The sequence below is a fragment of the Prevotella sp. HMSC073D09 genome, from assembly GCF_001814145.1.
GTDB lineage: Bacteria > Bacteroidota > Bacteroidia > Bacteroidales > Bacteroidaceae > Prevotella > Prevotella conceptionensis.
The window spans coordinates 22,049-36,829 of the sequence record NZ_KV815082.1; the positions used below are offsets into that span (position 1 = coordinate 22,049).

The 14,781-nt window shown below is 48.9% G+C and carries 10 protein-coding genes; 7 read left to right on the top strand and 3 right to left on the bottom strand.

From position 1 onward, the window contains the following. The 5 genes from HMPREF2955_RS16535 to HMPREF2955_RS06575 all read left to right on the top strand — a co-directional run. On the top strand, positions 1–199 hold a 199-nt coding region (locus HMPREF2955_RS16535; protein ID WP_210401286.1), incomplete at its 5' end, for a hypothetical protein. A gap of 936 nt (positions 200–1,135) precedes the next feature. Next, the gene (locus HMPREF2955_RS06560) at positions 1,136–1,468 is read left to right on the top strand and encodes a TM2 domain-containing protein (RefSeq protein WP_044078358.1); all 333 of its coding nucleotides are present in this window, start codon (positions 1,136–1,138) and stop codon (positions 1,466–1,468) included. 3 nt (positions 1,469–1,471) lie between these two features. Then, positions 1,472–1,873 (top strand): DUF2752 domain-containing protein, encoded by a 402-nt coding sequence (locus HMPREF2955_RS06565; RefSeq protein WP_070722022.1) that lies wholly within the window; start codon positions 1,472–1,474, stop codon positions 1,871–1,873. Between the two features lie 185 nt (positions 1,874–2,058). Further along, on the top strand, positions 2,059–3,240 hold the full coding sequence (locus tag HMPREF2955_RS06570; protein ID WP_070722024.1) for a phosphoribosylaminoimidazolecarboxamide formyltransferase: 1,182 nt from the start codon (positions 2,059–2,061) through the stop codon (positions 3,238–3,240). A gap of 19 nt (positions 3,241–3,259) precedes the next feature. Further along, on the top strand, positions 3,260–3,454 hold the full coding sequence (locus HMPREF2955_RS06575) for a hypothetical protein (protein ID WP_070722027.1): 195 nt from the start codon (positions 3,260–3,262) through the stop codon (positions 3,452–3,454). Positions 3,455–3,954: 500 nt separating this feature from the next. Here HMPREF2955_RS06575 and HMPREF2955_RS06580 read toward each other — a convergent pair whose 3' ends face one another. From HMPREF2955_RS06580 to HMPREF2955_RS06595, 3 genes are all read right to left on the bottom strand, one after another. Then, positions 3,955–5,997 (bottom strand): RagB/SusD family nutrient uptake outer membrane protein, encoded by a 2,043-nt coding sequence (locus HMPREF2955_RS06580; protein ID WP_070722028.1) that lies wholly within the window; start codon positions 5,995–5,997, stop codon positions 3,955–3,957. 22 nt (positions 5,998–6,019) lie between these two features. Further along, entirely contained in the window at positions 6,020–9,199 is a 3,180-nt protein-coding gene (locus HMPREF2955_RS06585) for a SusC/RagA family TonB-linked outer membrane protein (RefSeq protein ID WP_246830086.1), read from the bottom strand. A 714-nt stretch (positions 9,200–9,913) separates the two neighbouring features. Then, positions 9,914–10,333 (bottom strand): hypothetical protein, encoded by a 420-nt coding sequence (locus HMPREF2955_RS06595; RefSeq protein ID WP_070722034.1) that lies wholly within the window; start codon positions 10,331–10,333, stop codon positions 9,914–9,916. A gap of 222 nt (positions 10,334–10,555) precedes the next feature. Between HMPREF2955_RS06595 and HMPREF2955_RS06600 the strand changes: the two genes are divergently transcribed. Together HMPREF2955_RS06600 and HMPREF2955_RS06605 are read left to right on the top strand one after the other, a co-directional pair. Next, positions 10,556–12,463, top strand: coding sequence for an LptF/LptG family permease (locus tag HMPREF2955_RS06600; protein WP_070722036.1), 1,908 nt, complete (start codon positions 10,556–10,558; stop codon positions 12,461–12,463). Between the two features lie 132 nt (positions 12,464–12,595). Beyond that, a complete protein-coding gene (locus HMPREF2955_RS06605; RefSeq protein ID WP_070722038.1) occupies positions 12,596–13,804 on the top strand; it encodes a bifunctional 3,4-dihydroxy-2-butanone-4-phosphate synthase/GTP cyclohydrolase II in 1,209 nt (402 codons plus the stop codon). Positions 13,805–14,781: the final 977 nt, after the last annotated feature.

The following is a 14,781-nucleotide window of genomic DNA, read 5'->3' on the forward strand; positions in this document are numbered from 1 at the left end:
CCTTGTCGCAAAAAATCGATTCTCGCGGAGGTTTATTTTGGTGCAAAAAGAGGCTGGTTGTACATGCAGTCAAAGTGAATATTTATTTAAAGACATCGCCATTAACACCCGTTTTTGGGCATTTTGCGGCAGAATGCAGTGCGTTTTGGTGCTAAATGCAGTGTGTTTTGGTGCTAAACGCAGTGTGTTTTGGTGCTAAACGCAGTGCGTTTTGGTGCTAAACGTAGTGCGTTTTGGTGCTAAATGCAAGGTAAAATGGTGCAAAATGCAAGGCAAAACGCATAAAGATGCGCCGCAATGGTATGAACAAAACCTTTTAGAACCATGAAAAACATGGCTGAAAAGGGCAAAATAGTGGTTAAAAAGTGGGATTTTAGGGTCTAAAAGCAGGTAATTGGGCCTGAAAAATGATGAGTTGGCAACCATTCTGGAAAGGCAAAAGCGTGCAAAATGCAGGTTTTTTCTTAAAAACAGACACGTTAGGAGAAGTGAAAAGCAAGAAACGGTAGTGTTTTACCTACTTTTTAACCCCGATTTTCGCTAGAACGGAGTGAAAAATAATGTGCCGTTGTAAAATAAAAACGAAGTATTTAAGTTTTTGAGTTGATGAGTTGGCGGGCTAATGAGTTTTTGAGTTCTTTCTCGTTCCTCGAAAAGTGCATTTTCTCACCATGACAATGCTTGAACAAGCTCGACATTGTTCGTTCGGCTTAACGAAAACGTTGATAGGTTATGCGTTGTTGGGATTGTAAATTGATGAATGGGTGTCTTCGGGAGTTTTGGTTTTCGTGAGTTCATAGGCTGGTGAGTTGATTTGCCCTGCACTTCGTATATGGGAGGAGTGCTTAGCTTGTGATGCCGCCACGAAGACAACAAACACCCTTCTGTTCGTAGAAACATTAAAGGATAAGATGGCTTTTTCTAACCCAATGCTCAACAACCATTCTGATAAAAAAATCTAGAACGTTTTCGTTAAGCCAAATGAACAATGTCGAGCTTGATCAAACATTGTCATGGCGAGAAAACGCACTTTTAGAGGAACGGGAAAAGAACAATAAGCTTAAAAACGGAATGAGAAACCTTTTTTGTAATAAAAAAATGTGTAACTTTGCAGCAACACATCACATTTATAACTATGGAAAGAGACGTAAACATTATGCTTGCTACCTATGGCAAGTACTTCCCAGAAACTAGTTTGCCACAGGTGCGCGAGATTTTCGAGCACATGGACGACTCACAAGCCGCTACTTTGGCTTGCATCCAGTTTAAAGACCCCATCACTTCGCTTATTATCTCGATATTGGCTGGAACATTAGGCGTAGATCGTTTCTATCTAGAACAGATTGGCATCGGTATTGCAAAACTACTTACTTGTGGTGGCTTGGGCGTATGGGCACTTATCGACCTGTTCCTTATAATGGATGCAACGCGCCAGCAGAATCTGCAAAAGCTGATGAGCATCATCTAATCGTTGACGGCAAGGAAAGAATTTAAAATCCTCACCTTATTATATATATTAGGTGTGGCTTGGCTGTTGCTGAACGTGGTTTGGCCGACAAATGTAGTTGTCTGTCCGATACGTTCAGTAACAGGTATGCCATGTCCCGCCTGCGGAACAACGCGCGGATTGGTGCATTTGCTGCATGGCGAGCCGTGGCAAGCTGTGGTTTCCAATCCCAATGTGCTGCTTGTTGCGCCTGCCGCCTTGGTTTTGACGCTCAGTCTTGTGGTCGGTTGGTTGTGCCGAAAGCCTTTTGCGCAGCAGATTTATGCGCAAGTACAGCAGGTTTTAAGTCGCAAGCGCGTGTTCGCCGCGTTTGTGGCGTGGGAGTTATATGTTTGGGCGTTCCTGCTTTTCAGGCATTTCAACTAACACATTGGGGCGTTTCAATAGGATGTTCTCGTACTTTTATGTACCTTGAAAGACGTAAGCATGGGGCGTTGGCCACTTGAAAGTGCGGCGCAGCGCACACATTATTAGGCAATTACCCACCCGCACATCCTGCATTTCACATTATTTTTTGTTATCTTTGCAAGGCAATTAAACCCAACAAAGAGATGAAAGAACTTGCCTTGAAGTATGGTTGCAACCCCAACCAAAAGCCGTCGCGCATCTTTATGGCCGACGGCAACTTGCCCATAAAGGTGTTAAGTGGTCGCCCCGGATACATCAATTTCCTTGATGCGCTTAACAGTTGGCAGCTAGTAAAGGAACTGAAAGCGGCCATCGGACTGCCTGCCGCGGCCAGTTTCAAACACGTGTCGCCTGCCGGAGCAGCCGTTGGCCTGCCGCTTACCGACACGCTGAAACGCATTTACTTCGTAAACGATGCACAAATGCCGCTCTCGCCCTTGGCATGCGCATACGCTAGGGCGCGCGGAGCCGACCGAATGAGTAGCTTTGGCGACTTTATCGCGCTGAGCGACACATGCGATGAGTCGACGGCTTTGCTCATCAAGCCCGAAGTTTCGGATGGCGTAATCGCTCCCGACTATACGCCAGAGGCGTTGGCCATACTGAAAGAAAAGCGGAAGGGTACGTACAACGTGTTGCAGATAGACCCTGCCTACACGCCCGAACCGCTTGAACGGAAACAAGTGTTCGGCATAACCTTCGAGCAGCGACGTAACGACATAAAGTTAGACGACCCGAAATTGTTTGAGAACATCCCCACACGGAACAAACATTTTACGCCGGAGGCCCTTCGCGACCTCATCATTGCGCTTATCACCCTTAAATATACGCAAAGCAATTCGGTGTGTTATGTTAAGGACGGGCAAGCCATCGGCATTGGTGCCGGTCAGCAAAGTCGCATACATTGCACGCGCTTGGCAGGCAGCAAGGCAGACACGTGGTGGCTGCGCCAGCATCCCAAGGTGATGAATTTGCCCTTTGTCGACAACATTAAGCGTGCCGACCGCGATAACACCATCGACCTTTACATCGGCGATGAGAGCGAAGACGTTTTGGCAGACGGTACGTGGCAACAGTTCTTCAAAAGTAAGCCCGAACCCCTTACGCTGCAGGAGAAACGCCAATGGATTGCCCAAAACAATGGTGTTTGTTTGGGCAGTGATGCTTTCTTCCCCTTCGGCGACAACATCGAACGTGCCCACAAAAGCGGCGTTGACTTTATTGCGCAGGCTGGCGGCTCTGTTCGCGACGACCATGTTGTGGCCACTTGCGACAAGTACAACATCGCCATGGCCTTTACGGGTGTAAGGCTTTTCCACCATTAATCCCCAAAACATTTTGCACATGGACATCGACGAGATAATCTCTGGTGGCGGAATGACTTTCCGCAAGGGCTCTTCTGGCGGCGACAAGAAGGAGGATAAGGTGAAAACCAAGGCCAAGAAGAAGAAATACATCACGGGCGCGCATGGCAGCGGTTCGGCTAAACAAAAGGCTAAGTATCGCGAACAACGCGCCAATAGGCATAGGAAACGGTAAAGGTGTGTTTCCTCGGGCGTAGAAAATCAAGGTGAGAAAGGCTGCCTCTCTGCAAACGACGGACAGCTTAATCAACGAAATGTAGGAGTTAGAGAAACGAATAAAGCGCCATTCGATGGGTAACAAATCATTGTTGTCCCATCGAATGGCGCTTTGTTTCATTTTGCCAGCAAGGTGCTGCTTTGAGTTTATGAGGTGATTGAGGTGGTGAGTTGTTGAGCTTATAAGTTCTTTTCCCGTTCCTCGAAAAGTGCGTTTTCTCGCCATGACAATGTTTGAGCAAGCTCGACATTGTTCATTTGGCTTAATGGGAACGTTCTTTTCTCGTTCCTCGAAAAGTGCGTTTTCTCGCCATGACAATGTTCGAGCAAGCTCGACATTGTTCATTTGGCTTAACGAAAACGTTCGTAGTATTTTAAGTGTTGGTGTTTGGCTGTCTTCCTAACTCACCAACTTAAAGCCTAAAAAACTTTAGAAACTCACCACCTCGAACCACATCACTACTTTTCAGCGTGCGAACCAGCAGTAGTTGGCCAGTTAACGTTCTGGTACATGTTGCTGTTGGCCACGCTGCGATCGGGCGATGCCGTTTGCAAGTCGCCCACACCAATGGGGGCGAGGTAATAGGCCTCGTGCCATTTGTAGCCGTCTTTTAGTTCGTTGCTAGCCTGCATGGAGCGGCTGTACGGACGCAAATACTTGCTCAGCTCTTTGGAAGACACCACTGCATCTGCCGTTCCGTCGGCCTTGGGTGCGTTTCCTTTCTTGTCAAGATAGCTCTTGTACATTTCGTCCCAGAAGTTGGCTCCTTCGGGAATCCACTTCGTTGTGAGCATCTTGTCGAACGAACGCCAGCGTATCAGGTCTTGGTAACGGAGTCCTTCGCTGAAGAGTTCGTTCATGCGTTCGCGCCTGATGTTGTACAAGGTGGTTGAAACGGGCGTTGTGCCAGAGTAAACCGACCAGTCGCCTTCCTGACTCAAATCAGTAGCGTCGATGGTTGTTTGGTAGTTGGTATCAACACCTGCGCGTTTCCTGAGTGCTTTCCAATAGCTCTGTGCCGTGGCATCGAGTGCACCAGTTAGTTCGTAGCATGCCTCCATATAGTTGAGCATAGCCTCGGCTGTGCGGAAGATGGGACAAGCATTAGTGCCTCGCAACTCGTCGTTCATGCTTTGCGCATAGTCGTAGGTGTAGTACTTTCTGGGTTGGTAGCCTGTTATGCAACGCGTTTCAACCACCGATGTGGTGATGTAACTCAGTGTGTCGCCAGGTGCGGCATATAGTTTTCGGGGCTTGCCCGCAGCGGGGTCGGTGTCTACCTTGTTGCTCTCTCCCCAAACGAAAAGTTGCAAACGCTCGTCGCGGTTGCTCTTGACGGCATCCAAGGTTTTGTCGCCTTTGTAGCCAGAGCCTGCGGCATAGATGGGTTTGCCGTTGGCCATGAGGAACGACTGGGTGAAGGCACGCGTAAATCCATCGTTACATCCCACTTTCGTACGCATGGGTACGTCGTGTGTTATGCTTAATGCGCTGCTGTATTGTCTCCACAACAACACTTCGGGCACTTCGGCTAGCGAGGGCTGGCTGAACATTTCGAAGTAGTTGTTCCAGTTTGCGGTTTGTCCGTCGTTTGGATTCATCTGATGGTTGTTGGCAGTTAGCTCAACCTTATCGGCCACTTGCTTGGCTGCGTTCATGGCCTCTTGCAGGAAGAAAGAAATCTCGCCGTCGATGTTGAACGTCTTACCTTGGTTGTAAGTCATGCGTGCGCCAGGCCAATTGGCATCGCCTGGCACGCGGCCCGAGCCCTTATGGTATTTCTCGAACGTTGCTTCGAACAGTGCGATACGCGACTTTAACAGCAAGGCCGCTTCTTTATTGACGCGTTGCCCTTTAAATACACTTCTGTTGTAGAGGTTATTTATGGCCGAATCTAGGTCGGTAAGTATAAATCGAGCCACTTCGTTGCGGGGAGTGCGTACGCTGTTTTGTACGATGGCGCTGTTCTCATCGGGCAAAACTTCTTTCACCACAGGCACGTCTCCGTAATTGGCCAGCAAATTAAAATACGACAGGGCACGGAAGAAATAGGCTTCGCCGAGATAATTCTTCACAGCCGCATCCTTAGCCAATACTTTTGCGGCAAGGCTTTTGTTAATCTTGTCGAGCAGGAAATTGTAAATGCGCACGCCGCCATAGTAACCTTGCAGCACCTTGCCCGAAGGCACTTCCCAATGCTTGTCGCTGTAAAGTCTGGTGTTTCCGTTTCCTTGCACAAAGATGTCGGTGTTGGCGTCTGATTGTGCCATACCGTCGTTGTAACGCCCCTCAACGTGGAACATGTCGGTATAGGGGTTAGACAAATAGCCGGCGTAATAATTGTTAAGATAGGCAGCCAGCTGGTCGGCCGACTTGTAAAAGTCGTCGGGCGTGATTTGGTTCACGGGCTTGAGGTCGAGCGCATCGTTACACGATGTAGTGCCAAAGCAGGCCAAAGCCAACGCTGCACATGCGCCAATACTCTTTATGTTGATTTTCATAATGATACTTCTTAATAATGATTTAGAAACTTACGTTTACTCCAAAGGCGAAGGTTCTTTGCAAGGGGTAGAGTTTACCCGAACCCCATCCGCCGCCTAAGCCCTCGGGGTCGAACACGCTTGAGAGTTTCGTGATGGTGAACAGGTTGTCGCACGAGAAGTAAACGCGGCAGTTAGACAGGCCTGCACGGCTGATAAGCGAGGTGGGCAAGCTGTAACCCAACTGTATGTTCTTACAGCGCATGTAGGCAGCGTTCTGCAAATAACGTGTTTGCGGTTCTTGGTTCTTTGTTATTCCACCCTCTACATAAGGTTTGGGATAGTATGCGCCCTTGTTGTCTTTGCTCCAATAGTCTAGGTGCTCTTTGAAAACGGTAGACTGCCATACGTTACCCGTTGCGCCCCAGAAGTAGGGTTGGCCTGCGCCGAACATCCAATCGCGTTTCATCACGCCTTGGAAGAAGATGGAGAAGTCGAAACCTTTCCACTCGGCGTTGAGGGTAATGCCGAAGTTGTAGCGAGGCGTAGAGTTGCCTATCACCTTTTTGTCGCCATGATCGCCCAGTGTGTTGCTGCCGGCGTTAACCACACCTTCGTCAATCTTGTTCCCGTTTTCGTCTACGCGGTCAACAAGGTTCTTGTACATCACGTCGCCTTCTCCCCAGTTGCTGCCCCAGTTGGGCTTGTTGCCTTTGAGCCATTCGGCCATTTCCTCGTTAGATTGTGCCAAGCCAACACTTTCGTAGCCCCAAATCTCATTAAGTTGCTTACCGTTGTAGTAGCCGTTGATGTTTTGGTTCTCGAACTTACCTTCGTAGGGGTATCTCAATATCTTAGAGGTTGCATCGCTTAGGTTGAGTTTCACGCCGTATTTCACTTGTGCAATTTGGTCGCGCCACCCTAATTCAAGTTCCCAACCAGTAGAACGCATGTCGCAGTTGTTGGTTTTAGGAGCATCTGTCCCCAATACCGAACCCAAGATGGGGGCAGGGCCAATCATGTCTTTGGTGGTGCGCACATACCAATCGAACGAACCCGTGAGTCTGTTGTTGAATGCGGCCCAGTCTAAACCAACATCCCATGTCTCGATGGTTTCCCAGGTCAACGACCTGTTGACGATGCTGGGAAGTGAAGCCGTGTTCTGTTTTTGGCCGTTGATAAGCCACGAGCTGTTTTGCGAAGCGAGAGATTGCTGTTGATAGAAGGGATACCACGCCCAGAACGAGTCGTATTTTGAGCTGGTGTTGCCAAGTTGTCCCCATGATGCGCGCAACTTAAGTGTGCTGAGCTTGTCGGTTAGCTTTTTGAAGAACTCTTCGCGAGCAACGTTCCAACCCAACGAAACCGAGGGGAACCACGCCCAACGCTTGTCGGAGGTGAAACGCGACGAGCCATCGTAACGCATGTTGAACTCCAACATGTAGATGTCGTTGTAGTTATAGTTAAGACGACCGAAGTAGCCAGCCGTTGCACGATGCCAGTATCCGTCGGATGCCTTAAAGTTCTTTTGTGTCTGGCTTAGGAAAGCTCGCTCGTTCATCGTGAGGTTTTCGCCATAGCCGTTAACGTGGTCTTGGTTGTAGCGTTCGAAGTTCAAGCCCAGCAGTCCCTTTAAGTTGTGTGGCCCAAAGCTGCGTGTATAATCGGTGTATACGTTTACGGCGTAATAGTTTTCGCGCCAACGGTAGTCGGTATAGTTGCTCACCGTTCCATATCCGCTGTCGCGCAGCATGGGTTTGTTGTCTGCATCATAGTTGTAGATGGGTATTCTGCTCGTGGTGCTCTTGTAGTTGTCTACGCGCAATGCACCTTCTGCATAGATGTTCCAGCCCGCTAATGGGGTAAAGATGAACTTCATCTGCTGGGTGAACTGGTCGTCGTTGGTGCGATGTATGCCACCGTTTTCCAATTCCTCTATTTCCATCTCGGCCATCCAGTGCCCATTGGGGTCTACAACGGGGCTAGTGGGCCAGCGACGGGCAATGTTGTGGTAGAACAACTCAGACATATATTGCGGACGTTCGTAGTCTTTACGTGTCCATTTGGTGGAGTATTCCATTCTTGCCCATTCGGCCAGCTGTGCGTTCATCTTGCCGTTGATGGTGTAACGGTTCAACTCGTCGTGTCCGTGGCGTATCAAACCGTTCTGTAACAAGTAGCCGGTGCTTACCAACCAGTTGAACTTGTCGTTTCCTCCACTCATGCTTAGGTTGTGTTGCGTAGAGGGAACATTGCTCTTATAGTGTTCCTTAAACCAGTCGGTATTGGCGAATGCGCCCATGTAGTTGGCCCATCTGCTGTCACTGGTAGACCTTATCGTACCATAATATTCGGGCTTTTTGGGGTCGGTGTACTCGCCGTTCATATATTTCTTTATTCGTTCAACTGTTTCGTCGCTGAACTGATGGGGCGCACCTGCGTTCTCGCTGCCCACGTTCATATAGTTGGCCCATTCCAAAGAGTTGGCCATTCGGGGTAGCTGCGTGGCTGTGCTGAAACGTAAGTCGCCCGAATAGTTCACCCTTACCTTACCGCTCTTGCCGCTCTTGGTTGTAATCAAGATAACACCGAAGGCAGCACGCGTACCATAGATGGATGCCGAGGCTGCGTCTTTAAGTACCGATACACTCTCAATGTCGTTGGGGTTAAGGGCGTTGATGTCGCCCTCTATGCCGTCGATAAGTACCAACGGACTGTCCGAAGAGCCATTGCCGATGGAGCCTGTTCCACGAATGCGGATGCCCATCGAGTTGTTCAGCTCGCCGCCGGCGTTGTTGGGCGAAAAGTTAAGGCCGGGAACTGCACCCTGCAAGGCCTGTGTGGCATTGGCTACGGGGCGGTTTTCGATAACCTCCGAACCAACCATGCTCACGGCTCCCGTTACGTTAACCTTCTTTTGAGTGCCGTAACCCACCACCACAACTTCGTTCAAGTCGGTGGAAAGCGATTTCAAGGCAACGTCTATCGACGTGCGCCCATGCACTGCCACCGTCTGCGTTTCGTACCCGATGTACTTAAATTCGAGCGTGGCATTTGGCGAACACTGTATGGAATATTGTCCGTCAAGGTTGGTAACACTGCCTACTTTCGTCCCTTGCACTTGCACCGTGGCACCAACGGCAGGCTCACCGCTAGTGTCGGTCACCGTTCCTGTCACGGTGATATGCTGTGCATGAAGGACAAAACAGAAAAACATCAGCATCGCCGTAATGGTTAGGCGCGGGCTGAAATGCTTACTACTTTTGTTCATTGCTAATTAAATTTAGGATATTTGTTTAAGAAATAATTTAAGTTATTGTCGTGATTTGTTTACTCTGATTTTATTTCTTCTGGGTTGTTGATTGATGCTTTTTTCGTTAGAATGCCCAAAGTTATAAAACATATTTAACAATTTAGGGGGGGGGTTAACAATGTTTAACGAAATATTTGAGATTTGATGGTGTGCTCTTTGCCCCCACTTTGCTTGTAGAGGTTAATGCAAACGTTGAGAACAGCGTTTGCAAATGCTTGGCGCAAGTCTTCTCTTACGTGCGTTATGAATAATGTTCAAGGGAACGTTTTCGTTAAGCCAAACGAACAATGTCGAGCTTGCTCGAACATTGTCATGGCGAGAAAATGCACTTTTCAAGGAACGGGAAAAGAACGTTTTCGTTAAGCCAAACGAACAATGTCGAACTTGCTCGGACATTATCATGGCGAGAAAACGCACTTTTCGAGGAACGAAAAAGAAGGTTAATAGTATGCCGAAGTGGGGGGGATGCCAGATGTTTTCGGGCTGGCAATGTGAGGATGAAGGCACAGTGAGGTGGGGCAAACAACAACAAATTGCCGCCCTTTTCTGCGTAGATGAATGAGATTAGCTTTTAGTTCAGGATGTTCTGGGTGAACAACGACGGAAGGGAACGGCCTCTGTTCCTTATTTCGCGGCCTTCTTTGCGGTGGGCAATTGCGGTGGGGTGAGGTCGTATTCGCGCAAGAGGCGCTGTGTGCGCTCGGCTTTCGTCTCGCGGTGTTGGCCTTTTCCTATCCATTTAAAAAGGTAGCCGAGGAAACCGAGGATGTTGAAGTTCAGGTCGGAGGGCCGAATCCGCTCAAGCTGATAGTCTACTGAGGAGAGATCTAGTTTGAACTTGATGGGTGCCCTGTAGCCGAACACCACCACTTCTTTCAGCATGCGGTCGGTTAGTTTCAGCGGAACGCTATCTTTGGGTGTGGTTTGGGCGGCTTGGATAGTGTCTTTGGGCATCATGCTGTTGGGCTTTGCCGTTTGGCAAAGGGCTGTGGTTGGGAGCATGGCCGTGACGAAAAGGCTGATGGTAAGTAGCAGTTTACGCATAAATAACAGGTTTATGATTGTGCCGCAAATATAGTAAATTTATCAATAGGGTTTGCTTGTTGAATGTGTAAAAGATGTTATGGCGAGGTTGTGTTGGGCAGGGGCAGGGACAAATTATCGGCTGTAAGCTTGCCGTTTCTTATATTTTTGTGGTAATTTTGCAGCAATTAGGCTGCACTCGGCAAACTGAAAGCCACGGGAGGAAGGCTTAACAACAAAGACATGTTGAGAATAAAGAAACTAGACATATTTATCTGTAAGCAGTTCGGGATGTTGTTTCTCGGAACGTTCTTCATCTGCCTTTTCGTGCTGATGATGCAGTTCCTATGGCGTTATGTAGACGAACTGGTGGGTAAGGGGCTGACGATAGAGGTGCTGGCACAATTCTTTTGGTGGATGGGACTGATGATGGTGCCGCAAGCTTTGCCGCTAGCCATATTGTTGTCGTCGCTCATCACGTTTGGAAACCTGGGCGAAAGTTCCGAACTAACCGCCATCAAGTCGGCCGGCATCTCGCTTACGCGCACTTTTAGCTCGTTGGTTGTGGTGAGCTGCCTTATCTCTGCCACGTCGTTTGTGTTCCAAAACAACATCGGCCCCTATTCAACCATTAAGCTTTCGCAGCTGCTTGTGTCGATGAAACAGAAGAACCCGGAGCTGGAAATACCCGAAGGGGTGTTCTACGATGGCATTCCTAACAGCAACATCTACGTGCAGAAGAAAGACGTAAAGACGGGTAAGTTCTATGGCATCATGATTTACCGCATGAGCAACAGCTACGAAGACTCGGAAATTATATTGGCCGACTCGGGCATGTTGCAGACAACGGCCGAGAAACAACACCTGTTGCTCACGTTGTGGAACGGCGAATGGTTCTCTAATCAAGCGCAAGAGGTGGGTAGGGATGCTGCCGCGCCCTTCCGAAGGGAGACTTTCTTGGAGAAAAAAACGCTCATAGACTTTAATGGCGACTTTGATATGACGGATGCCGCTTTGTTCTCGGGCGATGCTCGTGGAAAAGGATTGGCAAAGCTGTATCGCGACCTCGACTCGCTGCAACATAACAACGACAGTATTGGGCGCGTGTTTTATAATGAGGTGCAGATGAGCTATTACAACACGTCGGGCCTCAGTCGAACCGACACTTTGGCCGCCATAAAGGAGGCAGGAAAGAAAACTTTTAACGTGGACAGTGCCTTTGCCCGACTGAATAACGACGGAAAGCGAAGTGTGTTGGGCATAGCCCGTTCGCAAGTGCAGGCCGTGGATGCCGACTTGGAGTTCAAGGCGATGGTGACGGAAGATGCTAACCGCATGATAAGGCAGCACAAGATAGAGATGTACAAGAAGTTTGTGTTGTCCCTGTCGTGCCTAATCTTCTTCTTCATCGGTGCCCCGCTTGGCACAATCATCCGTAAGGGCGGGTTGGGAATACCCGTTATCGTGTCGGTGTTGGTGTTCATCGTGTATTACATCCTTGACAATTCGGGCTATCAGATGGCGCGCCGCGGCATCTGGGCCATTTGGTTCGGCGAACTGTTGGCCACAATGGTGCTTGTGCCGTTGGCTGTGTTTGTAACCTACAAGGCCAACAAAGACTCGGCGGTGTTTAACTTCGACGCTTACCGAAACTTGCTGATGAATCTTTTAGGCATGCGCCAGAAACGCAACGTCATGGCGAAGGAGGTGATAATAAACGAGCCAGACTATTGTCGTGATGCGGAGCTGTTGAGCGAAGTTACGGAAAGGGCGCAGGCCTACGCCGAGGCACATAGACTGAAAACGGCTCCTAATGTAAAGCGCGTGTTCTTCGAATATCAGGCGGATAACGAGATGGAGGAGATTAACAGACTGCTTGAAACGACGATAGACGACTTGGGCAACACGCGTGATAAGGCCATATTAAACCTCCTGAACGAATATCCCATCATGTCGGTGAAGGCCCATACACGTCCTTTTAACCGTCAGTGGCTCAACGCAGTGGCGGCCATATTGGTTCCCGTTGGCTTGGTGCTGTATGTCAGAATGTGGCGATTTAGGTTGCGCTTGCTGAAAGACCTGCGCGTGGTGGTGCACAACAACAACCAAATTATCGCGCAGATAGAGAAACTAGGAGGGGGTAAGGAGTGAAGTAGTAGGGAGTAAGTAGTAAGGAGAAAGTAGAAAAAAGTAGTAAATAGTAAGGAGTGAACCTGCCCTTTCCTTTGGAGAGCGTTGGGGAGGAGACTTTACAATAACGGATACAATAAAATATAAACAAACATGTCTGAAATAAAACTCAATAGCGTAGAAGAGGCAATAGCGGACTTTAAAGAAGGTAAGTTCGTGATTGTTGTAGACGATGAAGACCGCGAAAACGAAGGCGACCTCATCGTGGCTGCCGAAAAGATAACGCCCGAAATGGTGAACTTCATGTTGAAACATGCACGTGGCGTGTTGTGCGCACCCATCACCTTGTCGCGGTGCAAAGAGCTGAACCTGCCCCATCAGGTGAACGACAACACCTCGGTGCTGGGTACGCCGTTCACCGTTACGGTGGATAAGCTGGAAGGTTGCTCAACGGGCGTGTCGGCACACGACCGCGCAGAAACCATCAGAGCATTGGCCGACCCCAAGTCTACGCCCGAAACGTTCGGCCGACCGGGGCATATCAACCCCCTTTATGCCCAAGACAACGGCGTGCTTAGGCGCAGTGGGCACACCGAGGCGGCGATAGACCTTTGCCGAATGGCCGGCCTGTATCCCGCAGGGGCGTTGATGGAGATAATGAACGAAGACGGAACGATGGCCCGATTGCCCGAATTGAAGGTGATGGCGGATAAATATGGCATGAAACTGATTAGCATCAAAGACATGATTGCCTATCGCCTAAGAACCGAATCGCTTATCGAAGTGGGGCTAACGGTAGACATGCCCACTAAGTATGGCCATTTCCAACTTACGCCTTTCCGACAGATTAGCAACGGGTTGGAGCATTTCGCACTGACCAAAGGCGAATGGAAAGACGACGATGAAGTATTGGTTCGTGTGCATTCGTCGTGTGCCACGGGCGACATCCTTGGCAGTATGCGTTGCGATTGCGGAGACCAACTGCACCATTCGCTTGAAATGATAGAGAAAGAAGGACGTGGTGTGCTTATCTATATGCAGCAAGAGGGTAGGGGAATTGGACTGATGAACAAGATTGCCGCCTACAAACTGCAAGAGCAAGGTTACGACACGGTTGACGCGAACGTGCATTTGGGTTTCAAACCCGATGAACGCGACTATGGATGTGGCGCGCAAATGCTCCGTCATCTGCGTGTGCACAAAATGCGGCTCATTACCAACAACCCCGTAAAACGCGTGGGATTGGAGGCTTATGGATTGGAAATAACCGAGAATGTACCCGTTGAGGTGCATCCCAACAAGTACGATTACAAGTATCTTAAAACCAAACAAGAGCGCATGGGCCACAACTTGCATTTGTAAGCAGAGGTGGCGTGAGCATGCCGTTTGCCTTTACGAAGAAAGCATTCTCCATTCGGTTGTGCGGTTGTTCCCCCTTTGCTTGTGGGGTTGTTCCCGCTTGCTTGCAGGTTGCTCTTTCTTGTTTGTGGGGCGTTCCCCCTTGCTTGTAGGTTGTTTCCTCTTGCTTGTGGGGCGTTCCCTCAACTTTGGGTGACGTTACTGCAAGCTTGTGGGTTGTTCATTCATCCTTGAGTACCGCTCCCGCTCGGTTGTGCGGTTGTTCCCTCCTTGCTTGCAGGTCGTTCTTTCTTGTTTGAAAGTCGTTCTTCCTTGCTTAGGGGTAGTTTCTTTTCGTTTTGGCCGTTGTTTCCTCTTGCACAGGCATACAATTCGAACGTTTTCGTTAAGCCAAACGAATAATGTCGAGCTTGTTCGAACATTGTCATGGCGAGTAAACGCACTTTTTGAGGAACGAGAGAAGAATGCTCCCGTTAAGCCAAACGAACAATGCCGAGCTTGTTCGAGCATTGTCATGGTGAGAAAACGTACTTTTCGAGAAACGAGAAAAGAATGCTCCCGTTAAGCCAAATGAACAACGTCGAGCTTGTTCGAACATTGTCATGGCGAGTAAACGCACTTTTTGAGGAACGAGAGAAGAACGTTTTTGTTAATCCAAATGAACAACGGCGAGCTTGTTCGAACATTGTCATGGTGAGTAAACGCACTTTTCGAGGAATGAGAGAAGAACGTTTTCGTTAATCCAAATGAACAACGTCAAACTTGTTCGAGCATAGTCATGGCGAGTAAACGCACTTTTCGAGGAACGAGAGAAGAACGTTTTCGTTAAGCCGAACGAACGATGTCGAGCTTGCTCGAACATTGTCATGGCGGGAAAACGCACTTTTCGAGGAATGAGAGAAGAATGTTTTCGTTAATCCAAATGAACAACGTCGAGCTTGTTCGAGCATTGTCATGGCGAGAAAACGCACTTTTCGAGG